The 25598-nt window shown below is 35.0% G+C and carries 14 protein-coding genes, 1 tRNA gene and 3 pseudogenes; 8 read left to right on the plus strand and 10 right to left on the minus strand.

All coding sequences use genetic code 11. The annotated features are described in order from the left end of the window. Positions 1–341: 341 nt before the first annotated feature. The 3 genes from LEP1GSC059_RS03300 to LEP1GSC059_RS03310 all read right to left on the minus strand — a co-directional run bounded on the left by LEP1GSC059_RS03300 (position 342) and on the right by LEP1GSC059_RS03310 (position 3058). A complete protein-coding gene (locus LEP1GSC059_RS03300; protein ID WP_036056965.1) occupies positions 342–1433 on the minus strand; it encodes an LIC10774 family surface protein in 1092 nt (363 codons plus the stop codon). Between the two features lie 1114 nt (positions 1434–2547). Further along, a tRNA-Leu gene (locus LEP1GSC059_RS03305) sits at positions 2548–2631 on the minus strand. 22 nt (positions 2632–2653) lie between these two features. Beyond that, complete coding sequence (locus LEP1GSC059_RS03310; protein ID WP_000648186.1) at positions 2654–3058, minus strand: PaaI family thioesterase; 405 nt, start codon at positions 3056–3058, stop codon at positions 2654–2656. A 108-nt stretch (positions 3059–3166) separates the two neighbouring features. Between LEP1GSC059_RS03310 and LEP1GSC059_RS03315 the strand changes: the two are divergent. After that, positions 3167–5351: pseudogene (locus LEP1GSC059_RS03315) on the plus strand (hypothetical protein). Between the two features lie 864 nt (positions 5352–6215). On the opposite strand, the gene LEP1GSC059_RS03320 reads toward LEP1GSC059_RS03315, so the two are convergent. Genes LEP1GSC059_RS03320 through LEP1GSC059_RS03330 form a run of 3 tightly spaced genes read right to left on the minus strand, consistent with a single transcriptional unit; the run spans position 6216 to position 8259 of the window. Beyond that, a complete protein-coding gene (locus LEP1GSC059_RS03320) occupies positions 6216–7280 on the minus strand; it encodes a DUF5777 family beta-barrel protein (protein ID WP_036056972.1) in 1065 nt (354 codons plus the stop codon). Beyond that, positions 7277–7837 carry a YceI family protein gene (locus tag LEP1GSC059_RS03325; RefSeq protein ID WP_017214558.1) on the minus strand — a complete coding sequence of 187 codons (561 nt, stop codon included), beginning with the start codon at positions 7835–7837 and terminating at the stop codon, positions 7277–7279. The genes LEP1GSC059_RS03320 and LEP1GSC059_RS03325 overlap by 4 nt, the downstream gene beginning before the upstream one ends. Then, on the minus strand, positions 7834–8259 hold the full coding sequence (locus tag LEP1GSC059_RS03330; RefSeq protein WP_017214559.1) for an LIC11213 family lipoprotein: 426 nt from the start codon (positions 8257–8259) through the stop codon (positions 7834–7836). The genes LEP1GSC059_RS03325 and LEP1GSC059_RS03330 overlap by 4 nt, the downstream gene beginning before the upstream one ends. Between LEP1GSC059_RS03330 and LEP1GSC059_RS21250 the strand changes: the two are divergent. Next, positions 8196–8434, plus strand: a pseudogene (locus LEP1GSC059_RS21250) (hypothetical protein). The gene LEP1GSC059_RS03330 and the pseudogene LEP1GSC059_RS21250 overlap by 64 nt on opposite strands. A gap of 1141 nt (positions 8435–9575) precedes the next feature. On the opposite strand, the pseudogene LEP1GSC059_RS21255 reads toward LEP1GSC059_RS21250, so the two are convergent. Next, positions 9576–9839, minus strand: a pseudogene (locus tag LEP1GSC059_RS21255) (hypothetical protein). A gap of 108 nt (positions 9840–9947) precedes the next feature. Between LEP1GSC059_RS21255 and LEP1GSC059_RS03335 the strand changes: the two are divergent. From LEP1GSC059_RS03335 to LEP1GSC059_RS03360, 6 genes are all read left to right on the plus strand, one after another. Further along, on the plus strand, positions 9948–11621 hold the full coding sequence (locus LEP1GSC059_RS03335; protein WP_002178478.1) for a methyl-accepting chemotaxis protein: 1674 nt from the start codon (positions 9948–9950) through the stop codon (positions 11619–11621). A gap of 327 nt (positions 11622–11948) precedes the next feature. Further along, complete coding sequence (locus LEP1GSC059_RS03340) at positions 11949–12848, plus strand: leucine-rich repeat domain-containing protein (RefSeq protein WP_017214560.1); 900 nt, start codon at positions 11949–11951, stop codon at positions 12846–12848. A gap of 360 nt (positions 12849–13208) precedes the next feature. Next, positions 13209–13790, plus strand: coding sequence for a peroxiredoxin (locus LEP1GSC059_RS03345; RefSeq protein ID WP_002178505.1), 582 nt, complete (start codon positions 13209–13211; stop codon positions 13788–13790). A 555-nt stretch (positions 13791–14345) separates the two neighbouring features. Beyond that, entirely contained in the window at positions 14346–15764 is a 1419-nt protein-coding gene (gene sufB / locus LEP1GSC059_RS03350; RefSeq protein ID WP_002178762.1) for a Fe-S cluster assembly protein SufB, read from the plus strand. Between the two features lie 1468 nt (positions 15765–17232). Continuing rightward, on the plus strand, positions 17233–20808 hold the full coding sequence (locus LEP1GSC059_RS03355; RefSeq protein ID WP_020980274.1) for a PAS domain S-box protein: 3576 nt from the start codon (positions 17233–17235) through the stop codon (positions 20806–20808). 800 nt (positions 20809–21608) lie between these two features. Next, on the plus strand, positions 21609–22463 hold the full coding sequence (locus tag LEP1GSC059_RS03360) for a tetratricopeptide repeat protein (protein WP_020980278.1): 855 nt from the start codon (positions 21609–21611) through the stop codon (positions 22461–22463). A gap of 399 nt (positions 22464–22862) precedes the next feature. Here LEP1GSC059_RS03360 and LEP1GSC059_RS03365 read toward each other — a convergent pair whose 3' ends face one another. The 3 genes from LEP1GSC059_RS03365 to LEP1GSC059_RS23950 form a co-directional block, all read right to left on the minus strand. Next, positions 22863–24428 (minus strand): DUF2079 domain-containing protein, encoded by a 1566-nt coding sequence (locus LEP1GSC059_RS03365; protein ID WP_020980287.1) that lies wholly within the window; start codon positions 24426–24428, stop codon positions 22863–22865. Positions 24429–24727: 299 nt separating this feature from the next. After that, a complete protein-coding gene (locus tag LEP1GSC059_RS23945; RefSeq protein WP_155243402.1) occupies positions 24728–25240 on the minus strand; it encodes an IS630 family transposase in 513 nt (170 codons plus the stop codon). After that, positions 25224–25598 (minus strand): winged helix-turn-helix domain-containing protein (locus tag LEP1GSC059_RS23950; protein ID WP_020980292.1); only part of this gene is annotated, 375 nt, incomplete at its 5' end. The genes LEP1GSC059_RS23945 and LEP1GSC059_RS23950, both read right to left, overlap by 17 nt.

Raw genomic sequence — 25598 nt, forward strand, 5'->3', positions numbered from 1 at the left:
ATTCGCCACTTAGTTTCTGTTTCATGGAAACGGTCCATTGAAGCAGTTTTATTGATCGTCACTATGGGATTTTTCAACAACTCTAATCTACATTTTAAGCAAAGATAAAGTATTTTTGAGATGGTTTTATTCTACTCTATCTAAGTTTGTTTTTAGGTAAAGTGAAGCCTTTTTAAATTGCACTTTGGTTTAGACATTCATTTTACTACTTATAAAAAACCGAGTGAGAATGTTTTCATCGAAAGTTTGGCAATAGTAAGAGACCGAATAAACCTTGAAATAGAAAGATGAATCCCTTCTCTCATTTATAAATGATATAAAATGAGAGAAGGGATTACAATTTAATTACATGCTTCCGAAGTCACACTTCCTCCCGCGTAATATACGATTGTTCCGTAATTCGAATTTACGATGTCAGTTCCATAACCAGAATAACTATTAGAGGTTGTGGGTGGCATATGATCCCAAGCGTTGTTCAGTGCATACAGAGTTTGTCCGCTGGCTGCAGTGCCAACGTATACGTCCTGATGATGATTACAGGAAAATATATTTTCACCAGCACTTCCAGTTGAACCTTGACCTAAATCCAATTTCACGTAGTTGCTTCTGATTCCCACGTTGTTCTGGATGATAATATTCTTTTCTACTTTATTGTTCTTGTTTACACTCATGGTTGAATCTGCAATTCCATTGTAATTAGAGAGAATCGAGTTTCCGGAAATAATATTTCCCCCAGAGTCCGGCGAGCTATAAGTAGTTATGTTGATTCCATTTCCACCTAAAATTCCTTCGATCGTGTTTGATTTTACCTTCGCTGAATTGGTGTTATATAACAAAACCGTTGTGGAATATACCGTGTTGTCGAACGGTTTGGGATTGGTAATCTTAAATCCAGAAACTTGACTGCTATTGTTCAATTTCAAGGTTACGTTATGGTAACCAGAAGTATCAGGGCCATTTCCGGAAATCAAAGTAATTCCCGTTTTAGGAGTTGTTCCTGGCGGTCCTGCATAAAGAGAAGAAGAGCCTCCGATCAAACCTTTGCCGTTGAAGTCTCCGTATAAATTGACTCCTTCTGGAATGACGATCGGGAAGGTTTCTCCAACCGAAGCGTCATAAGTGCCTGGTGCAACCGCGATGATTTGAATGCTCTTTGCTTTAGCGGTCAGAATCGCTTTCGTAATTGAACGAAACGGAGCGGATTGTGTTCCTGTATTTGTAACGTCATTTCCAGAAATAGAATCTACATACAATGTAGGAAATTCGAGAATTAGATTCGAAGATTTTGAGTTCTGATCTGAGACGATATCTAATAATTGTTTGGTGGAAATAGCTGCAAGGGTATTAGAATAATTTTCATTCCCTCCTTCATTTGTACATCCAACTAACAAGTATAATGCGATCATGACAATTATACTATAAAACTGTTTCATTTTTGTCCTCCAAGTTTAAAGAATGCGAATTCTAAGTTGGAGATTCAATTTTGTCAAGCGCATAACTATAACTTGGTTTTAAATTTTAAAATCAAAAATTGAGACCACATAACGCTCTGTTTCGGAGATTTAAAATTAAATTTTAGATTTATTTCTAAAAATTAGAAAGTAATTGTCTGTTATTAAAAATTTTGGTATATAACCGCAATTTGGTGATTGTGCTAACGTGAGTTTGACGTAGGAAATCTTGGCAATAAAAAAACTCAATGCAACGGCTTTTTGAATACCGATCTTAAGCATCGACATGCAGAACGACCATTGAAACTCAAGTCACGCACATGTTTGTTCAAATTCAGCAAAATGCTCTCTATGAATCGTGTTTTAGGCACAACATAATCATCACTTTTGCATTGGTTATACCGAATTTACATTAGTTATGTATAAAGTGAATATTCTAAGATTATCAATGATGAGTATTTTTTGATCTTACAAAACCGATTTCGAAATTTTAAGATCATTATTGGAAGTTTGACAGAAACTTTTTTGACTAACATAAGCTCTGTATAAAAAAAAGAAAAATTTTATAGCTAATTTAGATTATTAAAAAAATTGAATGAACTAATGAATATTCAGAATTCTTAAATTACTAAGGACTATTTGTTGGAGATCTCGCAGACGATGATCTGTGGTTTATAAAGATTTATGAATTTATTTTTTTGGTTTTCAATTTGTGTGGAAATTTGCAGATTCCTTTTTTAGAAATAAATTGTAGCGGTTGGCTAAATTTGGCTCCACGGTGTCTCGCTTTGTCTTCTGGATACATCCGTGCCTTGGAAGTAGTATTTCTTCGCTTTTTACGAGAGCTTGAAATACTTTACCAAAACTCGCTTCGAGTCCTATTTATGTTGTTTCAATTTTGCCTGATGGAGCGACTTGAAGCGACACATAGAGTTGTTTGTCGGTTGTTTTGAAATACTAAAATTTTGCCTGATGGGGCGACTTGAAGCGACATAGAGTTGTTTGTCGGTTGTTTTGAAATTCTAAAATTTTGCCTGATGGGGCGACTTGAAGCGACATAGAGTTGTTTGTCGGTTGTTTTGAAATTCTAAAATTTTGCCGATGGTCGGACTCGAACCGACACAGAGTTGCCTCCGGTGGATTTTGAATCCACTGCGTCTACCAGTTTCACCACATCGGCGGTTTGATTACGAGGTGTGATTTTAATCGTCTACTTCGATGTATTTGCCTTTACCACGAGCTACGATTTTTCCGATTTCGTTTTCAATTTCTGCTCTGTTTTCAATCACTTTCTTGTTCTTTTTAACAAACCATCCGCGTAAATGGAGAGGTTGATTGACGAATGCAGGTTGTAGAAAACGAATGGTAAGTTCACCAGTAGTTGTTTTAAAATTCATGGCTTCGTTGATTTTTACCATGATTTCGTCTAAGATCGTAGATATAATTCCCGGATGAATTACATCCGGTTGACCTTGGAACTTTTCCGGACAAGTGAAATCACCGTATGCGGACTGAGTATCTTCGTCAAAGGTGATTTTCAATTGAAGTCCGTCCGGATTGTCTGGACTGGATCCAAAACTTAAGTTTGCCCGAACCGAAGCTTTCATAAGTCAGGAATATACTATACATCCATGACGTCAATTACAAAAAGAAGTTCGAACGGGTTTAAGATTGGCATCTGGTTTGGTCGATTTTTAGAACAGTAGCTTCTTCCCATGACAACACTCCTCTTATTCATGTTAGGTCTTTTATCCGCCGGAGCAGGGGGCTTATACTTTATTTAAAGATAAACCCACTCCAAAAGATTCTGATCCTGGGAAATCTTCTGCAAAAACATCAGGCGATGAAACTCGCACTGATTCCAATCTTAGAAGTGATAGAGGAAAAGAAATTCCTGTCGATCCCCAGAGTGGGAAGGTTCAACAATCTTTATCGGAAAGAGAATCTAAAACCGGTAAGGAAGATCCTCAAAAACATAAAGAAGAATTTCCAGGACTTCGTAAAAAGCCTAAGCTAAATCTGAAAAACAAAGTAGACGATATCATTCGCAATAATTCTAAATTTGCAAATCATCGTCGTCCTTTAATCAATGCGGAAGCTCTCGTTGATAAAGAAAGTTTCAACGGTGCATTAGAAATTTATAAAAGAACTAAAACTCGTATTCCAGATGAAGAAATTCAAAACAAGATTCAGGAGAATATTGATCAGATTCAAGACCATCTTGAAAGCGACGAGGATGAAGTCTATCGTCCAGATCACTATGACGGACCTCCGATTCCTTTAGGTGATCTGGTTCGAGCAATTAAAGACATCAGTGAATCGTTAGGCGACACTATTGCCAAAGGATTTTCGAATCCAATTTCTATTCCACTTTCTCCTTGGGATCCAGGTGCCATTCCAGGTCCTCCTACAACACCCGAAGGTCCGGTTTCCTATCAGATCGTGAGTCCATTACCTCCGGAGGAACATATTCCTCTTCCTAGTCCAGGAACTACTATCAATAAAGAAAGTTTTTCTTCAGGCGGAGCAGGCGGTGCGGGAAGTCCAGCTTTTTCAGGCGGAGGAGGTGTTGGAAGTCCAGCTTCTTCAGGCGGAGCAGGCGGTGCGGGAAGTCCAGCTTCTTCAGGCGGAGGAGGTGTTGGAAGTCCAGCTTCTTCAGGCGGAGTAGGCGGTGCGGGAAGTCCAGCTTCTTCAGGCGGAGTAGGCGGTGCGGGAAGTCCAGCTTCTTCAGGCGGAGTAGGCGGTGCGGGAAGTCCAGCTTCTTCAGGCGGAGGAGGAGGTGCGGGAAGTCCAGCTTCTTCAGGCGGAGGAGGAGGTGCGGGAACATATCCACAGTCTTATTCTGAACCAAATGCAATGGATCTTCCGGATGATACTTTCTTTTCGGAAGAGTGGGAAAAATTTAAGGATCTGCCCTTAGTTGATCGCCGAACAGGAGAGGGCCGTAGATCCGGAACGGACAGACGTACTGGTTCCAATCGAAAGGATCGAAGACAAGGTGAAGATCGAAGAAAAGAAGATCTTTTTAAACTTAGAGATGAATATCTCAAACAAAAAGAGGAACAAAAAAAAAGAGAAAGAGAGGACGAGGATTTTGAGGCACAAGAGTCGGCGGACTTTGATTGGACAGAAGCGCCCGTTCGAAATGAACAACTACCTCCATTTTTAGCTCCAGTTCTTCCTAAAATCGAATTAGTACCGATCCGACTTCCGGATCCACAGGATAAAACCCTACGTCCAGAAGAAGAAAAAACTTCTCAAGCTCCTAGTTCCGCACCGCCGTCGGGAGAGATTCGACTGGAAACTCCTACAACTTCGGAGACTCCGGAAAAAGTACCTACACCATTAGAACTTCCTAAAATAGGTCTTCCTGATCCAGAATATCAGAAGACGGGCGAAACAACTCCTGAAATTCCTCATCTTGCTCCAGCTTCTTCGGATTCAACTGCCGCGGACGAGACGCCCGAAATAGAGGTTCTAGAAGGGGGGCTTGAACCTCTGGGTGAGGATGCAGAGGAAGAAACTGGAAGTGGAGGAGATGAATCGGCAGGGGGACCTAAAGAAGAAGAGCCTAGAATGATCCATGGGATATTGGAATTAAAACCTCCCGAAGTGGATGATGCTCCGTTTCTAACTCTTACTTACGATTTTGATAAGATTCCTCACGCGTTTAAACTTTCTAAGAATTATAGTATTATGGAATACTCATATTATAAATATAAACCTATGCTTGTCAAAGCACAAGAGTTTGCGAGAAGAAAAATGCTGAAAAATGCGTTAAACTATTATCGAGTGATTAAATCTCAAAACATTCCTCCTGAACTTAGAAAGATGATCAATAGAAACATAAAGGATATTACAGAGTTTATGGAAAAATATTTAATGGCAAAAGGAGGTTAACTCTTTTTACAAGATTTATTGAAAAATAAACTCTAGATTAACTTGATTTAGACGTAAGAAAATCAAGGCAAATTCGGTTCGCCACAGCAGCTGGACCGGAATTCTCCACTCTGGTCAATCAATTGTATAAAGGAAACATGATAAACATATTGTCTTTAATTTCAATAGAACACAATTTGTTGAACGACCTAAAACGCGCCCCATAGGAAAGCGTTTTGCTGAGTTTCAAACGCGCCCAGCATAACCTACCCACAAACATTTGGATTTCAATATAAATCTGTCAGAATTACGACAAATCCTCTTTAAAACTTACACCTGCAACGTGATCTGTCGAGCGCCAATAGAAGCGAGACGCTGAGTTTGAAAGAGCGTTTTGCTGAGTTTCCTCGCATCGATCCCTTTCGCGTTATATCGAATTTCACATTATTTAGCATTGGGCTTATTGTACAATCTAAAAGGAGTATTTTTATAACTCGGGCGCATAAGAATAATAGAGTTGTTGAAAAATTAATTCTCAATCAGTTTCTGTTTTATGGAAACGATCAATTAAAACAGTTTTGTTAATCGCAACTATGGAATTTTTCAACAATTCTAATACTTAAAATATATACTAAAAGTTAAAATACGTGATCTTGCCTCAACAAAATTGTATGATACACGTAATGTGAAATTTATAAAATTACCACAGGCTATCTTAAAAATATTTTAGGATAGCCGAAGTCAAAATATTAAGCAAAGTTAAAGTATAACTATTATATTTTTGTAAATTGGGCGATTAATTTTTGGTATCATTTTTATACGTCCATTCGTTAAGTCGCAGAAGCTTCTGAAAACATAGAATTTAGAAAGTTTTTGAGATAATTTCTAATTTGTTTTTGAATCTTGGCTTTCTAAAGAGAAATAACGGTGTATGTTAAAACCCAAGGTCCATTCTTTTTTATTGTAATCGTAGTCGGCTCCACGCAATAACTGAGTGTGAGCGATGGACCTACTGTTTGTTACGAACAGTTGAAAAACATGACCCCCTGTTTCGAAGTCGACTCCAAAACTCATTGGAACTGACATATATTCTACTGGTTTAGAAAGTAAAATATTGTTAACAATTACATCTAACGTTCTTCCGTTTGCAATTAGTTCGTTAGCTTCTGAAGTAGAATATTCTAAACCGTTGATTTTTGTTTTTCTATCTTCCGTTGTATAAGAATCACCTATATAATCTCTTTTTGGAGTAAGGATCGTTCCAAATGTAAAATCCAAACGTTTAAAAACGTGGATTCTAAAAGAAACGTCCAATCCGGTTCTGTCATTGGAAAGATGTTCTTTGACAAAATTTCTATGAACAAACATAGGAGAAAGTTGTAGAGAAAATACGTCGCCGAACCTTTTTGAAATTAAAAAAGAAACAAGAGAACTCTGTCTGTCTGAGTAAGACAGTTCATAAGTATTCAACTTCTTTTCCAATTGAGAATTAAAACCCGGAAAACCGGTGGAAACTTTCAGATAAGGACCGTAGAATTTAGATTGTTCTTCCGTTTCTTGACCGAAAACTCCAAAAAAACTTATGGTCACCGGAAAACTAGAATCTTGAGTTAAAAGACGGATCTTACCTCTCGCCTCGTATGTTTTTTGAAACGAAGTTCTGGCTATGCCGATTGTAATTCGATCGGTAAGACCGTAGTCTAAGGAAAGTTGAGTGTTAGCGCCGTTGTCTAAACCGAAAAAATCGTAAGAAGTGGATTTTGCATTTCCAAAACGGTGATTGAATCGGAAATCCAAACCACTTTTACCTACGTCTTCGGTACTAGGCATGTGAATCAAACTACTTCCTAAGAACGTAGATTTTCTTTGTTCTTGTGCAGATAGAGAGAAAGATAATAAGATAAATAAAAGAAAGAAAAAGATTAGGAATGGAGATTTTTTAAAGTTCATATTTTGTACTGCCATAAAACGGATGTTTCGATTCTAATTTTTTCATTCAGTTTCAAAATTACTAATTTAGGAATTTCGATTTTAAAATCGCTCAGCAAAATTTCAAAATTGCAATGAATTAAAAGATCTTTTCCTTTTTCTTCAAAGTTGCCTTGAATCCGAACGTTCTTTTTTGTGATTCCGTGTAAGGTAAAATCTCCTTCAACGATCACTGTTTTGGAAGTTAAGTCCCATTTTAAAATATTTCCTTGAAAGGTCGCATATGGAAAATTTTCCGTTTCGAGATAGTTTTCGTGCATATGTCGATTCATCAATCGGTTGGGAACGTTAAGATCGTTTAGATTTACTTGAAAAGAAAATTTTTTTGATCTTAAATCTGCGTTTCCTTCCGCCTTTTGCAAGGTTCCCCGGATTGTTTCCTGGGGAGCCTCGCTTAAAAAACGAATGTCTGCTTCTTTGACAGTCCATTCTTCTGAAAGTTTTTTTTCGCTTTGTAACGAAAATTGAAAAACTAAAAAGATTAGAAAAATAAAATATATTAATTTTCTAAAAATCAAGGATTGGCTCCTTTTAAAATCCAACAAAAAACGGCTTTATTGATGGAATCGTTATTGTTTATTCTCATGGAACCCGTGTTGATTTTCTGAAAGAGAAGGCTGTTTTTAGGATCATTTACGGTTACACGACTGCGGACCGAATTGTAAGAAGTTACGTCAAATCCAGCGTTTAGATTACTTGGATTGTGACAGGTAGCACAAGAACTAGTTCCCGCTTGGTTTAACGTAGAAAATGCGGGAGCAGGGTTGGTACAATCGGTGCTTGTGGGCTCTGACAGAGGTGCAGTAGAATTCAAAAGAAAGGCCATGAGTTTTAAGGAATCTTCCTTATCCGAACTTTTTTCATCCTGGCAACTCCATAAAATGGAACAAATACAAAAGATCAAAATTCCAATTAAAAACGGTTTGCAAATTCCTTTCATATAATTCTCCCTTAAAAAACGAATTTACAATAGGTGAGATACCTTTATTGAATTTCAATCTTATAATGAACTTAAATTATAAATTTTATAAAAAATCTTTTTAAGAAAACTGGAATGTTTTACTTACCATCGGCCAGATTCTTTTTTAGAGAAAATTGTGAGAGGGCCTGATTGATAAAATTTTAAAAACGATCTGGCCTATAATTTTGATTTTGAAATTGTTTCGTTTCAAAACTTTTTAGAACTGTTTCTGAAAATTCTACTTTGGAAGAATTAAAAGGGGATCTTTATCAATTTATTGATCTAAAAATTTAAGATGAATCCCTATTTAAAAATTGGATTCTAAACGCTCATTTTTACTATTCGGGCGTATAAAAATAATACTTTATTATGTATTTGTCCCAAAGTTTATAAACGATAGTGCTTTATAAATTTATAATAATCTGTTGTAGTTTTAACTCAAGCCGTCAGTCACGTCTAGATTAGCGAATTTTACATTAGAGTCGTTGAAAAAATGAATCTTCATCTGTTTTATGAAAACGGTCGATTGAAGCAGTTTTTTAAATTTAAACTATGAAATTTTTAAACAACTCTACTATTGAATTTTCTTAATATTTTGGTGTAATTTTTATATCGTTTCTGAGTGAAAATTTTGCCTCGGTGAGTTTTTTGGAGGCTGAGTTATCTTATTATAAATGAAAATCGGATTTTTTGTTTTAATAAATATATTTTATTTTAATTATATTTTAAAATTATAATGTTATTGAATTTGTATAAAAATTAGATATGACTTTAAAGATAGTGCCGGATTTAAAATTGGATCTTTGGATTTTGACAAAAAGAACGTGGTTTTTTAAAGGCCAAAAATGTAAAAGTTTACGAAGCCCGTGATTGAGTTTGTATACGATTTATTCTTAAAAATTGAAACCAATTTTTAAAAGTACATTAATTGAAATATCGTTTTCCTATTTAAAAAACGTCTTGGGAATATAAAAATAGTGGCACTTCTTTTACATAATGATCGGAATCAAATGCTCTATCGTAGATTTTCAAATTTTGCGTCTAAACCGGGATTTGTTTCAAAATAGGCGACAGATTCATTATACTAGGTTTTGTAACTTTCGATTTAGACTAAAAAACTGTTTTAAAGTTTGGTCCGTTTAATTCTTATCTTTCTAAAAGAATCGTTTTCTTGGAAATATAAAATCAATATGAGCTTTATAGAATGATCTTTTAAGATATTATCTTTCGTTCAATGTTTGAGATTTGTTTTTGGGGTTTTAAAAAAGTTCATTTAGAAAATACAAAAGACTTTCTTAAAAGTTCTTTTTTATAATTTTATTAGGTTTAAAATAGATAGTATGTTTTTGAAATAAATTATAGAAAAGAATATGAATCATTTATGAATTTTATTTCGTCATAAAAGATGAACGTTCTTTCAGTGAGTTCAAAAATAAACCTTTGTATATGCCGGAGCTAATCCTTATGTTTAGAGTTTCTCTAAAGTTTTGGTAATTTGACATCTCTTTAACCTCAAGTTTACTTACTTTATAAATTTGTACTCTTAAAAAGAGATTCATTTTTTAAAAAACTTGACTGAGTATATATCAAGGCAACTATGAAACGCTTTAAATTCTATGAAAACTATATATATATTCATGCAGAGACTGGGAATACGAACAAAGCTAATGTTTCTATTTGGATCGGTACTAATACCGATTGCTATGTTAGTTGCATTGGCTTTAACGAACACTAAAGATAGGATTGAGGATATCGAAACAATTTACGAGGATCGTGTAATTCCTCTGAAACAATTGAAGAAAATATCCGATCTCTATGCGATTTTTATCGTAGACTGTGTTCATAAAGTAAGAAGTGGCACTTTCACACCGGAAGAAGGAGTCGTTAACCTCGATAAGGCGACTTCAGGGATTCAGGAAGAATGGACTGCCTATATGGGGACTCGTCTGATTCCGGAAGAAGAAGCAATTATACGAGAGTTGACTCCTCTTTTTGACGCTTCGAATGCCACCGTAGCAGAGGCCAGAGAGCTGATGGTTACTAAAAACTTTCAGGAACTAGGAGTTTTTGCGGATAATCGTTTGTATCCTAGAATTGATCCAGTGACTGATAAAATCGAAGAACTGATTCAACTTCAACTTAAGACTACAGATACGATCTACATCAAAGCGGAAAAGGAATTCACTTATAGCTGGTTTTCGTTTATTCTTCTTTCCGGTATTACTTTGACTTATATTTTTTTGATCGCCGTGTTTTATTCGATTCGATTAGTCAAAGGATTAAATACAGTGAGCAATGCGGTCAGAAACGCAGATTTTTCTCATCCTGTAGAAGTAGAAGAAGACTCAAATAAAAAAGACGAACTTTATCTTTTACATCTGGCGTTTCGTTTGTTCCAGATCAAAGTCAGAGAAATGTTGAATACGATTTTGAACTTTTCCGAAAGTATTCTAGCAGCCTCTGAACAACTTTCTAAGTCTGCGGATCATCTTTCGGCTAACGCACAATCCGAATCGGCTTCGATCGAAGAAATATCCGCGTCTGTGGAAGAAATCAGTTCCGGAATGGAATATGTAAATCGAAACGCCGAATCTCAATACGCTTTGATTTCTTCGTTTAACGGAGAAATGCGAGAACTGGAAGGGATGATCAACAAGGTAGGGGATGCGGTAAAAAATTCTTTGGAAAAAATTTCGGATATGTATCTGAAAACAGATTCCGGTAAAAAAACGATGGGAGATCTTTCCGATAGTATGGAAAAGATCGAAAGTAGTTCTGTAGAGATGCAGTCCATTACTGCGATCATTAAAGAAATATCAGAAAAAGTGAATTTACTTGCACTCAATGCTGCGATTGAAGCGGCAAGAGCAGGGGAACACGGTAGAGGTTTTGCTGTAGTGGCGAGTGAAATTACAAGGCTTGCGGAACAAACTGATTCCAGCGCGATGACAATCGAAGAACTGATTAAAACGAGCAATGCGGAAATCGAAACGGGTAGAAAGATTGTAGAAAATTCCGTTCGTGTTTATGCTGAGATTTTAAGTGGTTTGGAACATCTGAAAGAATCTTCTAATCAAATTGTAGCTACGATGGCGCTCCAGCAAGAGAAAAAAGATAAGATTCGTTCTGGAGTGGATCAGGTGTATGAAAAGTCGGAAGACATACGTACTTCCGTTAAAGAACAAAAGATCGCGGTTACAGAAACTGCGAACGCGGTTTCTAATATTTCCATCACGGTTCAAAACAGCGCTGCAAATTCGGAAGAAATTGCAGGAAGTGCAATTGGTCTTTTGCAGATTGCTAAAAAACTTCAAGAAACGATGAATTTTCTGAAGAGTTGAACCACGGTTTCTGCTTTTTAAAAATAAGTTATGAGTTGGTAATTTTTGTAAATACAATCGATCGATTGTATTTACAGGGTTATCTTCCTTTTGAGTTTTAAACATATAGATTTTAAAAAAAATTCTAAAACCTGTTCCAAAATTGGAATGGGTTCTTGCAGCCTGATCTTTTTGATAAAGTGTAATTAGATTTTGAGACGCATTGTTAGATGGAATTCCATTCTTCAAATTTTCAATGCAGAGTTCATTTTTTTAGATTTTTATCTTAGATTCTAATCTGAAAAATTTTACTGAATGAATTTTTAGAGGATAAAACTAAGAATAAATATGAAATTAACATTGGGATCTATCTACATTGGTTCTAACTCAAACACTACAGTTTTTCTTACTGAAAAAGATAATCTTCCTCCCATTCAAATCTGGGAGCTTTCCGATTTTTTAATGTCTATCAGTTTTTATGAATATAGAGTTACTATTACGGAAGTAGTCGTTGGTTTTGTTTCACTTTCTAATATTAATTTTTTAGAATACCTTCCATCGGTACAGTCGCTGTGGATTTTGACTTCAAATATCAAAGATTTTTCTGCTCTTAGTCTAATAACCAATCTTAAAAAACTTAGAATAGATAGAGTTTCATCCGGATTGGGAGATGTGTTGTTACATTTGCGCAATCTTGAAGAGATTTTTTTAGATCATTGGGTACAAGGTGCAGAGAATATTTTTGGACTTAAAAAACTTAAGAATGTATCTTTACGGGGATGTGCTTCTGAAAATTTGAAAGGTATGATGGATTGGATCGACTTGAAGCATTTATGGTTACACGGAGGAAAGATAACTAGTCTTGCTGGCATACCTACTACTATCGAATCATTGAGATTGACAAGGATTCCAAATATTCGGTCTTTGGATGGACTTTCGTCTTGTTCTTCTCTTTTAGATTTGAGAGTGGATTCCTGTAAAAAGATAATCTCATTGAATGGAATCGAGAATTGCAGCGCTCTAAATATTTTGTCTATTGTTGGACTACAGTTGGAATCTTTAGAACCGATTCGTAATTTGAATAGTCTCGAATATGTGGTATTTGCTGGAAATACCCTAATATTAGATGGTGTTGATGTATTGTATTCTCTTCCTTTGTTAAGAGATGTTATCGTTCCAAAACATTCTAATTTGGATTTAAGTCAGTTCCCTGAAGGTTGTAATGTAAGAGTAGTAGGTTCACGTTAGTCTTGAGTAGGAATCTATGATTCATTTTTCTGAAAAAAGTTGGATCTGAACTTTGCCGATTGATCTCTACAATGTGGGAACTATCACAAATCACGATTTTACAGATCAGTTTGGAAATGTGGGAACTCATACTTTTAGAAATCGTTTCTCGTTTTTTACGGCGAACTCAAGTTCAGTAGAAAAAAAGTGGTAGTTCCCGCATTTTAGGAATCACCGTGAAATGGCTGTAGTTCCGACCTCATTTTTTTAGAATTAAAGAAAAATTAGAATGATTCTAAAAAATATTTGCTTCAAAGCAATTGAAGGATATTATGGAAGTGTCTAAGCTTCAAAATTAAATTTAAAAAAAGGAGAATAAAAATGCCTCAGGTTACATCTTTAGCGCCGGATTTTAAGGCAGAAGCCGTCCTTGGAAAAGAAATCAAGGAAATTAAACTTTCAGACTACAAAGGAAAATGGGTAGTATTGTTTTTTTACCCACTTGATTTTACTTTCGTTTGCCCGACTGAGATTATCGAATACGATAACAAGCTTGCAGAATTCAAAAAACTGGGGACCGAAGTATTGGGAGTTTCTGTAGATTCTGCATTTACTCATCTCGCATGGAAAAATACTCCAAAAAAAGAAGGGGGAATTGGCGACGTTAAATATCCACTCATTGCAGATCTAACCAAATCTATTTCCAGAGATTATAATGTTTTGACCGAAGGTGGAGTAGCCCTTAGAGGAACGTTTATCATTGATCCCGCAGGAGTCATTCGTCAAGCGACTATCAATGATCTTCCAGTAGGACGTAATATAGATGAAGCAATTCGTTTAATCAAGGCGTTTCAATTTGTTGAAAAACATGGAGAAGTCTGCCCTGCCAATTGGGACGAAGGGAAGAAAACGATGAAAGCAGATCCAGAAAAATCTAAGGATTACTTTGCTGCCGTAAATTGATTTTTTCCTATCCGCAGACGTAAAGTCTGCGGATGATGACACAAAACGATTTGAAAGAATCTAAAATCGGAAGGATTAAAAAGTAGTCTTGCCGTTTTGTGTTTTAGGTCTTAAAATGTAGGAATTCACGCAAAATCAGTTATCGAAAAAACTCAAACTGTAAAGTTGAATGAAGAATGTGGGAGCTACTGCCCTTTTCCTTTCAGGTTTTGGATAGATTCTTAAAAAGATTCGATTTAGAAGAACGTTTTTTCGATTGTGTAGTCCTAAATTCATTTAATGAATCGTTTGTTTGACCGAGTTGATCTTGGAAGAGTTTTGTGGGTACCAAGAGGTGAATTGCGAAAGAGCATTCTTTCACAGATGTTATGGGTTGAACTCAAAAGTGTTATCGTCCAAACTCAGATCTCGCTCCCTATGGGTCGCGTTTGAAACTCAGATCTCGCTCCCTATGGGTCGCGTTTGAAACTCAGATCTCGCTCCCTATGGGTCGCGTTTGAAACTCAGATCTCGCTCCCTATGGGTCGCGAGATATGTCTAAAAGAGGGATGAAAAATGGAACAGGCTCTAAAAAAAGAATCCATCCACGAAGAAGATCGTTATTATCGTCCAGATAATTTTCCCAAAGGTCTTACACGTAAAGTTGTAGAATCTATTTCTCATATCAAGAATGAGCCGGGCTGGCTTACGGAATTTCGCCTCAAAGCCTTTGAGATTTACGAACAAAAACCAATGCCTACTTGGGGATTTTTTCCAAACTTCAACGTAGATATCAATTCATATACTCATTATATAGGTTCCAATCAACAAAAGAAAAAATCCTGGGATGAAGTAGATCCAGAGGTTCTTAAATCCTTTGAACGTCTAGGAATTCCAGAACACGAACGTAAATATCTGGCCGGAATCGAAGCAATGAACGATTCTGAAACAGTTTACGCTAACGTTAAAAAAGAATTAACTGAACTAGGGATTCTTTTTTGTGACATCGATACTGCGATTCGGGAATATCCTGAAATAGTAAAAAAATATCTAGGAACGGTCGTGAGCGTAGGAGATAATAAATTTTCCGCTTTGAACAGTTGTGTTTTTTCGGGGGGGTCTTTTGCATTTGTTCCGAAAGGTGTAAAAACGCCTATGCCACTTCAGGCGTATTTTAAAGTGACCGCGGCTTCCTCAGGTCAGTATGAAAGAACTCTTTTGATTGCAGATGAAGGTGCAGAGTTAGAATATTCGGAAGGTTGTTCTTCAGTTCAAGATAAAGGTACTAACTTTCATACAGCGGTTGTAGAACTTATCGCCCATAAAAACGCTAAAATTTTTTATACTACGATCCAGAACTGGAAAAAGAATATGTACAACTGGACCGTCAAACGCGGGTTATGTTACGAAAGAGGTCATATCACTTGGACGGACGTAAACATAGGCGCAAATACGGTTAAGTATCCTGGAATCGTTTTGCAAGGAGATCATTCTACTGGAGATATTCTTTCTCTTGCGTTTGCGGGTGGAGGGCAGATTCAAGATACTGGCGCAAGAATCATTCACGTTGGTAAAAATACTCGAAGTAATATATTAGCAAAAGGTGTTTCTCTTGACGGAGGAATTAATTCTTACAGAGGATTGGTCAAGTTCACGCCTGGATCTGAAAATTCTTATTCTCACGTGAAATGTGACGGTTTAATGATGGATGACCGCTCTCAGTCTCACGCGTATCCTTACAACGACGTTTCCGGTCAAAATGGTACTTTAAATTACGAGGCTACCGTTTCCAGAATCGACGAAGATCAACTCTTTTATCTTCAATCTAGGGGTTTGTCCGAAGACGATGCAAAACTTCTAATTATCAACGGATTTTGTGAGGGTGTTACCAAACATCTGAACGTAGAGTATTCCGTGGAAATGACTCGTCTGATTCGTATGATTTTAGAAGACGGTCACGTGATTCAAGAAAACAACGATTCCGTAGTAAGTTAATTAAAAATTTAGAGTATTCTAAATTTTGAAATAATTTTTCAGTTTAGGTCAGAGTCGGAATAGTTCCTTTTATAAAGTTTAGTGACGTGAAAAATTTACATAAAAAATTTTGAATGTTTTTAATTTGAAAAAAGAAAATTTACAAATTCTGAATTTAAATTTGTGACTCTTGCTTAGACTATAAAATAATGTGTATTAACGCGAAAGGGATCGATGCGGGGTCGATAAATTGAAGTCTACGATGATAAGTCGTATAACGTTCCTATATACAATTTATTGACCGGAGCTGAGAGCCCGGCCGGCTGTGGCAAGCCGGATTCGCCCCGGTTTTCTTATGTTGAAATACAAAGTGTTTTGCTTGGAAACAGGGTTTTGTAATAAAAATTTTATATTTAGGAAAACGGATTTTATTTAAATGATCCTATTCTATAGAAGTTAATAATATTGATAAATTATAAAATTATACTATATTTTGTAAAAGTGTTTGTTAAATTTTTTTTGTTCATTGAAGTGAACAGATAATTTTGTTTTGTTAATGTTAGATATAAAATTTTCAAAAATCCTACTCATAACTATATAATAAAATACCTAATGTTTTCCATGGAATCAGTGTTTTGTGATAAAATTAACGGTACTCAATTTTATAGATCAGTAATGTATAAATTTTCTCAAAAGAACAATCAGTAACAAAGCTTATGCGGCCTTCTGAAACGTTGTAGTTTGTTCTTAGTATTATTTTTGTAAGATCTGAACAGAGAAAAACGACTGCGTAATAGATTGATTACCTTGAATTTGTGGATGAATCGCCGCTTAAAAGCTAAATTTTAGAAAACCTATTGTGTAATTCTCAGGAATATGCTCGTAAATTTTTACTTGAGTTTGGTTTAGAGAAAATAGAAACTTTTACGTTGAATTTTTGGGATTCTAAATAAGAACTTTGGTTTATCATTTTAAAATCAAAAAACTTAGAATTCTATAGTTTTTAGAAACGATTGTAAATCAATTTGTCCGTTTCTAATTGAGAGTTGATAATTTTTGGATTAGGTTACTGGACGCATGAAAAAAATATGATTCTGAGCTTGTTTTAAAACTTAAAATGTGAGTCTCCTATAAAAAACCAACAATTTCAAGTTGGTATAATTTTTTAAAAACTTTTGTTTCTTTGCAAAATTAACAGTTAATTTTTGGCTCTATTTTTACGTGTCCTAATATTGAGTTTCTAAAAATCTTAAATTCTAATTTAAAATGCTTTTTACTTTTTTGCGATTAATTTAACGTGAGTAACATGTCTTTTAAAGTAGTAGTTCTGGGATTATACTTTATACCAAATCTTAATCGTTTGGAAGGACTAAAAAAAGAGGATTCTTTCTCTCATTCAATTTATTTTTTACTTAAAAATTAACTTTTATGAAACGGAACTAGACTTACCTTATTTAAGATTTAATCGTCTTTTATTGTATCCAGACTTATGAATGCATTGGATTCAAATCTATTCAACTCCGAATTTTTTAGACAGATCTTCGAAACCAGTCGAGATGGAATTGTGATCGCAAATTTAGACGGTTCCTTTTTGAAAGCGAATTCGGCTTTTCAAACTTTAACCGGTTATTCATTGGAAGAACTTAAAAAAAATACCCTTTGGTCTTTATTTCCTTTGGATTGGGATCCTTCCCAAAGAAAAATCTTTCATGAAAATCTTTTCTCGATCGGTTATTCTCAAGAGTTCGAAAAAGAATACATTCGTAAAGATGGAAAAAACATTTCAATTTCTATACGGATGTATTTGATTCGAGACGAATCTAAAAATCCCATCTCGTTTTGGGGAATGATCAGAGATATTTCCGAACAAAAACACAACGAAGAAGCTCATAAACAACTCTACGAAGAAATTAAAGAAGGTTGGGAGGCACTTCGAAGAATTTTCGTTTTGAATCCGTTTCCAATGTCTATTTCGGAAATTGATACCGGAAAACTTTTAGAAGTGAACCGTAAATTTGCGGAACAAATTGAATATGAACCGGATAAACTCATCGGAAAAACAATGACCGAGTTAGGAGTCTGGTTTTCCGACCATGTTAGAGAAGCGATTTTTGGAGTTATAAGGCGGGACGGTTTTGTAGATAGTATTGAAATGCCTTTTCGAACTACAACTGGTAACGAATTTTGGGGGCTTTTTTCCGCTCAACCTATCGAATACATGGGAAAAGCCGCTCTTTTAAGTATCACGGTTCCAATGACTGACAGGATCAAAGAAGAAAGAGAAAAACAAAGATTACTGGACGAGGTTCGTGAAAAAGAGGAAATTCTGAGCCAGATTTTTCGTCTGAATCCTTCTGCAATTACATTATCAAAATTGAATGGAACCTTGTTGGAAGTAAACGATCGCTTTTTAGAATATACTGGAAAATCCAAAGAGGACGTAATTTTTAAGTCCGCAATTGATTTAGGAATTTATGATAATCTAAAAGACCGAGAAAAAATAATTGAATTACTTCAAAGAGACGGAGTCGTTAGCAATCTTGAGATAGGAATGAAAACAGCTGACGGAAGTATTAGGCCCATTCTTTTTTCGGCTCGATTTGTGGAATCGTTTGGGGAAAAAAAAATTTTAGCGATTGGTCATGATATTACGGAGATCAAAGAGTATGCGAAAGAGTTGGAAAGTTTAGCGAACGAATTGGTAAGAAGTAAGGATTTGTTTCAGAAATTATTCCAACTAACTCCTTCTGCTCTTGTTGTCACTGATTGGGAAAATCGTACAATCACGGATGTAAATGAACGATTTTTAGAAATGGCTAAAATGAATCGAGAAGATGTAATCGGCAAAACTACTCCTGAAATTCATATCTGGGATATGGTTCCGAATTTTAGAATGGAAGTTTATGAACTTCTTTCTCAAAAAAAAGAAGTCAAAAATTTAGAATCAGCGTATCTTGCTTCCGACGGAATTGTAGTTCCGATCTTTTATTCCGCGAGAATTATTGAACTAGACGGAAGAAAACAAGTGATTTCTTTGGCGACGGATATTACCGAAAAGAAAAGATCCGAAGAGGAAAGAAAAAAACTCTATGAAGAACTTCGTCTTAGCAAAGATCTTTTTGAAATGATCTTTGAAATGAATCCGGATACGATTACGCTCAACGATCTTCAAAATGGAAGATATATTCAAGTAAACGAACATTTTTCGGAAATGTTAGAATATTCTAAAGAAGAAGTAATAGGTAAAATTCCATTGGAACTTGGAATCTGGAACAGCCGTAAAGACAGAGAAAAGGTGATGGAGATTTTAGCAAAAGACGGAATTGTAAGAGATTATGAAGTTCAGTTCAGAAAGAAAAGTGGGGAGGTAGTGGATACTCTACTTTCTGCTAAACACTTAAACATAGGGGACAACCGGATCACGATCGCAATTGCAAGAGATATTACTCAAAAAAAAATCGCCATCAAAGAAAAAGAAGAACAATCCAAGCGGATCACCTTACACGCGCAGGCGCTTATGGAAATTGCGACCGATCCAGAATTTGTGTCGGGTAATTTGGAATTAGGAGCCAAAAAAATAGTAATTATGGCTTCGGAAGTTACCGATTGTGATCGAGCTTCTATTTGGATGTTTGATAAAGATGACCCAAATACGTTAACTCTTGTTGTAGGTTGGGATCGGAAGACACAGACTAATTTAGAAAAAACGAATATGTCTCTCACGAATTATCCTAAATATTTTCAAGCTATTCGAAAGGATCGTTTTGTAGACGCTTCGGACGCGATTCACGATCCTAGGACTTCCGAGTTTGCAGACGTCTATAGTATACCTCTGGGAATTAGTTCTTTGTTAGACGCTCCTTTTTTTCTTAGAGGTAAAATCAAAGGAGTCGTTTGTTTAGAACACGGCGGGGAACTTAGAAGTTGGAGAGGGTACGAAAAACAATTTGTAGTCACGATTGCAGAACAAGTTACTCAACTTCTTTTAAATGCGGAAAGAAAAGAAGCCAAAGAGGAACTGGAAAAGGCGGTAAGAATCAGGACTTCAGAATTGGCGGAAGCTCTTGAAAATCTTCAAAAAACTCAGGAACAATTGATTCACTCTGAAAAGATGGCGGCGTTAGGACAACTCGTTGCGGGGATTGCGCATGAAATTAACAATCCGTTAGGCGCCATTTCTGCTCTAAGCGGAGAATTGAGAGCCTATTTAAATTCATCCGCCGAAAGGATGGAAAAATTGGGTCACGATTTTTCAAATGTAAGTACAGAGTTTGTTCATAATCTTTCTGAGTTGATTCGCAAAGGAATTGAAAGTAAGGAAAGTATTCTTTCCAGAGAAAATAAAAAGGCTGCTTTAAATTCGATAAAGGCGAAATTGAAAAGCTTAGGTTATGAAAACGCACATGATCTTGCTGATAGACTTTTGGACTATGGACTTCCTTCCGCTTTGGAAGATTTTCCTTCCTTGTTTTTGGATCCTAAATATTATCCTTTAATTAAGTTCGCTTTAGAAGAAATTCATACGTATAAAAATATTTTATCGATTCGATTGGCTGTAGATAGGACTTCTAAAATCGTTTACGCTTTGAAAAGTTATGCTCATATTGATACGGAAGAAAATAGAGGAAAAGTTCTTACGGATCTCGCGGAAAACATTGAAACCGTTTTAACAATTTATCATAACAAAATCAAAGGTGGCGTTGATGTAGAATTAGACTTTCCGGTTCGTCCTATGATCGCGGCGTATCCGGACGATCTGGTTCAAGTTTGGACAAATCTAATATACAATTCTTTGCAAGCGATGCATTTTAAAGGAAAAATTAAGATTTCGATCCAAGATCAAAAAGAAGAAGTTCGGGTTTCCATTCAAGATAACGGCCCAGGAATTCCTAAAGAAGTGAGAGAAAAGATCTTTAATCCTTTTTTTACTACAAAGGGTCCGGGAGAAGGAAGTGGTTTAGGTTTGGACATTTCCAGACGAATCATAAAAAAACATGAAGGAAGAATCGAGTTAGAATCCGAGCCTGGTAAAACGATTTTCCACGTTTTTCTTCCTAAGGAATGATTTTGATTGGTTCTGATTCTATTTTTTAAACAGTCCTATGAAGAACTCATACAGAAATTTAAAAAGAAAAAAGTAGATTTAAAATACGATCCATTTGTCTAAGAGGCGTAATTTGTGGGAACTACCACGTTTTATAAAAAGATTTAAGATGAATTTGTAAAAATATAGAAGTTTTACGGATTGTTTCTATTTCGAAATTGTTGGCCTTTTAAAATTTTAACCTTTGGAGTATCATTTTCATAAGTATTTGTGATAAGTAAAAAACCAACTTAGAAATAATTTGAACATTCACTTTATTGAAGGAAACTTTTATAAAATTGAAAGTAAGTCTATATTTCTGCATAAAATTAAGGTTTTATAATTGTCATTAATTGAGAAAATTAGTTTATAAAGATTTTCTTAAATAAAATTATGACTCGTTTCTACTTGAAGACTTATTTAACGTAAATTCGAAGTAAGAAAAATTAGGCGAATCCGGCTGTTTATGCAGCCGGACCGGGCTCTCAGCTCTGGCCAAGTTATTGTGAAATTCCAGAATCAGATTCAATTTTTATAAAATACCAATAACTTGATCCCACAACGCGACCCATAGGAAAGCGTTGTGCTGAGTTTCCAACGCGACCTGTCGAACGACCCATGGGGAGTGAGACGCTGAGTTTGAGAGGCGTTGTGCTGAGTTTTTTCGCATTGATCCTTTCGCGTTAATTCATGTTATTTAGAAGTCTAAAAAAGATTATTTTTGGAAATTTTTTATTGAATAAAAAGTTGAATTTTAAAAAAATTCGGTTTCTCTTATTTGAATGATAAATAGAGTTCTCGGTTTATTTTTAATCATAGGGATTATAATTTTTGTACTGAATTTTTTTTCTACTTCCGGTAAAAATGAAGATCAGTATCATTCAGAAGGGTCCTCCCGCATTCAATCTGTTGTGACTTTAATTCGAGAGTTTTTGTGGGGAAAGTTTTCCGATTTGAACTCGGCTGCGCCAATAACTACAGCTGAAAATCCTCAAGAAATTTTTAAACGGGCTTATCGTGCCAACGAAAAAGGAGATTATCTCAATGCAATTGAAGAATATTCTAATTATCTAAAGTTAGTTCCTAACGACACATCCGCTTACTACAATCGAGGTTTGGTTTATTATACTTTAAAACGATACAATCATGCCGTAAGAGATTTTGAAAAGGCAGTGGAAATTGATCCAAGTAAGACGCATGCGTTTTTATACAAAGGTTACACATACGAGATGCTTAATGACTGTAGACAAGCGGTTGAGGATTTTGAAAAAGCGATTTCTCTGGGAGAAAATAAAAACGCAGAACTTTACGGTCATAAGGCACGTTGTGAGAATCGCAGCAAAAATTACGAAGAGGGACTTGAAGATGCTCTGAAAGCTTTGAATATTGATAAAAAACACACATATGCTTTTTTTGAATTGGCTTACGCTCAATACGGTTTAAAAAAATATTCGGATTCTGTTGAAAGTTATACGAAAGTTTTACAACTCAGTCCGAACGATGGGGTAGCTTTTCACAATAGAGGACTTGCATTGGTTTTTTTAAATAAAATTCCTTTGGCTTGTAAGGATTTTCAAAGATCTTGGGAAATAGGTTATTTAGATTCTAAAAAAAGAATAGATGAATATTGCAAGTGACCTCTATAGGAGATTTTTCGTTTTTTATTAAATTAGAGTTGTTGAAAAATTCCATAGTGACGATTAACAAAACTATTTCAATCTACCGTTTCCATAAAACAAAAGCAGACAGAGAATTCATTTTTAAACAACTCTATTGAATATCTTCAGTTTTTATTGCAACGTCTTATCTTATAACAAAATATTGGATATTTTGTTATATCCTCTGAGCAATAAATAGTTTTTCAAAATATTTTTATATTATAAATACTTAATATTTTTAAATATTTGTTTTTATTAGTTTTGCGGAAACATTACGTTTGCGCGGCTCGGTATTTTGATTTGTAGTTTTTTATAAAAAATGGAATGTGGAAATTCTTACAAGTTGAGAATTTTACAGATTGGTTCTAAAAATGTTCTTTATTTAGAAGTTTTCGCTTTGAGATTCAAACGCAGTAAACCGAAACGTTCTGTCTTTTGAACCCAGCGCAACTTTCCTATTTGAACGTCTGAGTCGATTCGTTCTAAAATTTTTTCAGAACTCAAATACGGAGAATTGTATTTACGATCTATAACGATCCATTCCTTCCATTTTCGATTTTCACGAATTGGATAAACCGAATTTTTTAAAGAGATAAACGGAGAAAGATGAAATCCCGCAGAAACGGAATCAGCCGGTGGAATTTGTATTAAGATTGTTTTTAATTCTTCAACTTGATTGGGTTTAGGTTCAAATACGATCGGATATTCCGTTTCTTTGAAGTTTCTATAAATCGAAACAGAAAATGTGAATATTAAAACGAGTAGTAACTTTTGATCTTTAGGAAAAGTATGTAAGAATTTCGTTTTGGAGTTATGGATATAATTATGAATCCAATTTGTTCCTGTTTTTAAAAATAGAATCAGGAATGGAATTAAAGGATAAATGTAATAACTATATAAATCCCTAACCCAAGGATGAATTGATAGTCTAAACACAGAATACAATCCTAGAAATGGGAATAAAATCCAACCTCCTGTCAAATTCCAGAATCCCCATTCTAAACTTAGATCCCTGATTCCTTTCCAATATTGGAACATATATTCTGGATTTTGAATGTATTTAAGAATTGAAAAAAACGGATCTTGTCCCCAGTATTCTTTCCAATTTCTTTCCGCTGAATTCCCGGCCAATTTGTTTAAAAAAGGAAATATAATAAAATAATAAAAAACGCATATGCTGAAAACGAAAATCCATTCTTTTTTTCTTTTGTTTTCTATAAAAATTAAAACGAACGATAAGGCGCTTAGATAAATTGAAAGATCTTCCTTAATTCCTAAAAATAAACAAAGGGTTGATAATAGAATCCACGTTTTTTGTTTTTGAATTCCGATCAGTAAACATAAAAAAAGGAACGGAACTAATACTTCAAAATGTAGAGAATGATTCAATCTATAAAAACTGGATGACCCGGACCAGAGTAAGCTTGCACAAAGAGATAATTCTTTGGAAATTGAACATTTTCTTAAATAATAATATAAAAGTGGAATTGTAGCTGAAGCGAAAAAAAATATTCCGATTCCAAACCCTAATTCGGAACCAAATAAAATCGGAAATGGAGCCAAAAGTAAAATTCCAGGAGTCATGTGATGAGAAAGAAAGTTTGCGTTTTCATCTGAGCCGTAATACTGAGTTTGAAAAAAATTTCCATCCATTACCGGAAGGATCATTCTGAGTTGAGCAGTATAATCTAAATCTCCTAAGAAAAAAGAATCTAACGCGGTTTTTGTATAAAAAATTCCTTCTGCAAAAACAAGTAACGTCCAATATAAAATGAAAAAACGAGGTGAAATAAATTTTTTATTTTGTTTTTGTATCCAAAAAAGAATCGAACTACAAAAAAGAATTCCTATTAAAATCAACCCTCCGATTCCCTTACTTCCGATTTGATATTGAATAGGAAGATAAAGTATAAAAAAAGGTAATAGATAAAAATAGGATTTCATTTGATTCAGAGTTTGTTTTAGTTTTTTTGCTATTGATTTCTATAAAAATTAATACTGCGAATTTATATTACAAAGTTTTATTTTAACGCAAAGATCGAGTGTTCTATTATATAGTTATGAGTAAAAAGACGTATAAATATGTTTTTCAAAATGAATGATAGATTTTTACAAAAATGTAAAAGTTTTTACAGATTGTATTATTTTTAGAATTTAATGTATATAAAGTCACTTTAAATTTTTATTTAACAAAAATGTTTGTTCTGAGCAACTTACTGACATTTGCATAATATATCACCAATTTAAATAGACAACCGAGCTTGATTCCAGAATGATTTAACAGGATTAATTCTACGTTTCAATTTTCTTAATGAACGTTTAGCTTCTTTTTTCAAAGTTTCAAAGGATTCCGGACAAAAGTTAGGAAGAAGATATCGTTTCCATTTCCCCCAAACATATTCGACAGGATTTAGTTCTGGAGCATAAGGAGGTAGAAATTCAATTGTTATTCTACCATTCAAAGAGTTAATGAACTCATTGACTGCCAAGGAACGGTGAATATTGATTCGATCCCAGATGATGATCAATTTCCCGGGGATATTGCGAAGTAGGGACTTAAGAAAACAAATAATATCTTCTTGTTTAGCCGCTCCCTTTAATATTTGAAAATATAAATTCCTTTGTGTAATTGCTCCGATTACGGAAATCTTTTTCCAAGACCCTACATGTGTAAGAACAGGCGTTTGTCCTACGGGGGCCCATGTGCGAAACACGGTAGGTATTTGCGTTAAACCGCTTTCATCGATAAAAACTATCTTTCTTCGCTCTTTTTGGGCTTTTTTTAACTTTCAGCCAACGACGCTTCTTCCAATTCGAGATCGCTTTTTCATCTCGTTCTTTAGCTCGTCGAATCGGCTTTTGTACACTAAAACCAATTCTACGTAATATTTTCCATACATGATCCGGATGATAGTGGATACAGAACTTCTTTTCTATTAACTTTGCTACACGACGACAAGTCCAAATCGGAGTATCGAAGCCGTGTTTCATTGGACCTTCGATTAACATGCTCGTGAGTTCTTCTACTTGCGATTCCGTCAAGCGAGGAAGTCTACCGGCTCGACCGTTCCAAAGAACAGATTCTTCGCCTCCTTCCTCTACTTGTTTCTCCCA

This window comes from Leptospira noguchii serovar Panama str. CZ214, assembly GCF_000306255.2.
Lineage (GTDB): Bacteria > Spirochaetota > Leptospiria > Leptospirales > Leptospiraceae > Leptospira > Leptospira noguchii.

Coding starts and splice junctions, on each gene's coding strand:
- LEP1GSC059_RS03340 (WP_017214560.1), top strand. CDS start 11,949: ATGAAATTAACATTGGGATCTATCTACATTGGTTCTAACTCAAACACT.
- sufB (WP_002178762.1), top strand. CDS start 14,346: ATGGAACAGGCTCTAAAAAAAGAATCCATCCACGAAGAAGATCGTTAT.
- LEP1GSC059_RS03365 (WP_020980287.1), bottom strand. CDS start 24,428: ATGAAATCCTATTTTTATCTATTACCTTTTTTTATACTTTATCTTCCT.
- LEP1GSC059_RS03330 (WP_017214559.1), bottom strand. CDS start 8,259: ATGAAAGGAATTTGCAAACCGTTTTTAATTGGAATTTTGATCTTTTGT.
- LEP1GSC059_RS03335 (WP_002178478.1), top strand. CDS start 9,948: ATGTTTCTATTTGGATCGGTACTAATACCGATTGCTATGTTAGTTGCA.
- LEP1GSC059_RS03320 (WP_036056972.1), bottom strand. CDS start 7,280: ATGAACTTTAAAAAATCTCCATTCCTAATCTTTTTCTTTCTTTTATTT.
- LEP1GSC059_RS03300 (WP_036056965.1), bottom strand. CDS start 1,433: ATGAAACAGTTTTATAGTATAATTGTCATGATCGCATTATACTTGTTA.
- LEP1GSC059_RS03360 (WP_020980278.1), top strand. CDS start 21,609: ATGATAAATAGAGTTCTCGGTTTATTTTTAATCATAGGGATTATAATT.
- LEP1GSC059_RS03345 (WP_002178505.1), top strand. CDS start 13,209: ATGCCTCAGGTTACATCTTTAGCGCCGGATTTTAAGGCAGAAGCCGTC.
- LEP1GSC059_RS03355 (WP_020980274.1), top strand. CDS start 17,233: ATGAATGCATTGGATTCAAATCTATTCAACTCCGAATTTTTTAGACAG.
- LEP1GSC059_RS03310 (WP_000648186.1), bottom strand. CDS start 3,058: ATGAAAGCTTCGGTTCGGGCAAACTTAAGTTTTGGATCCAGTCCAGAC.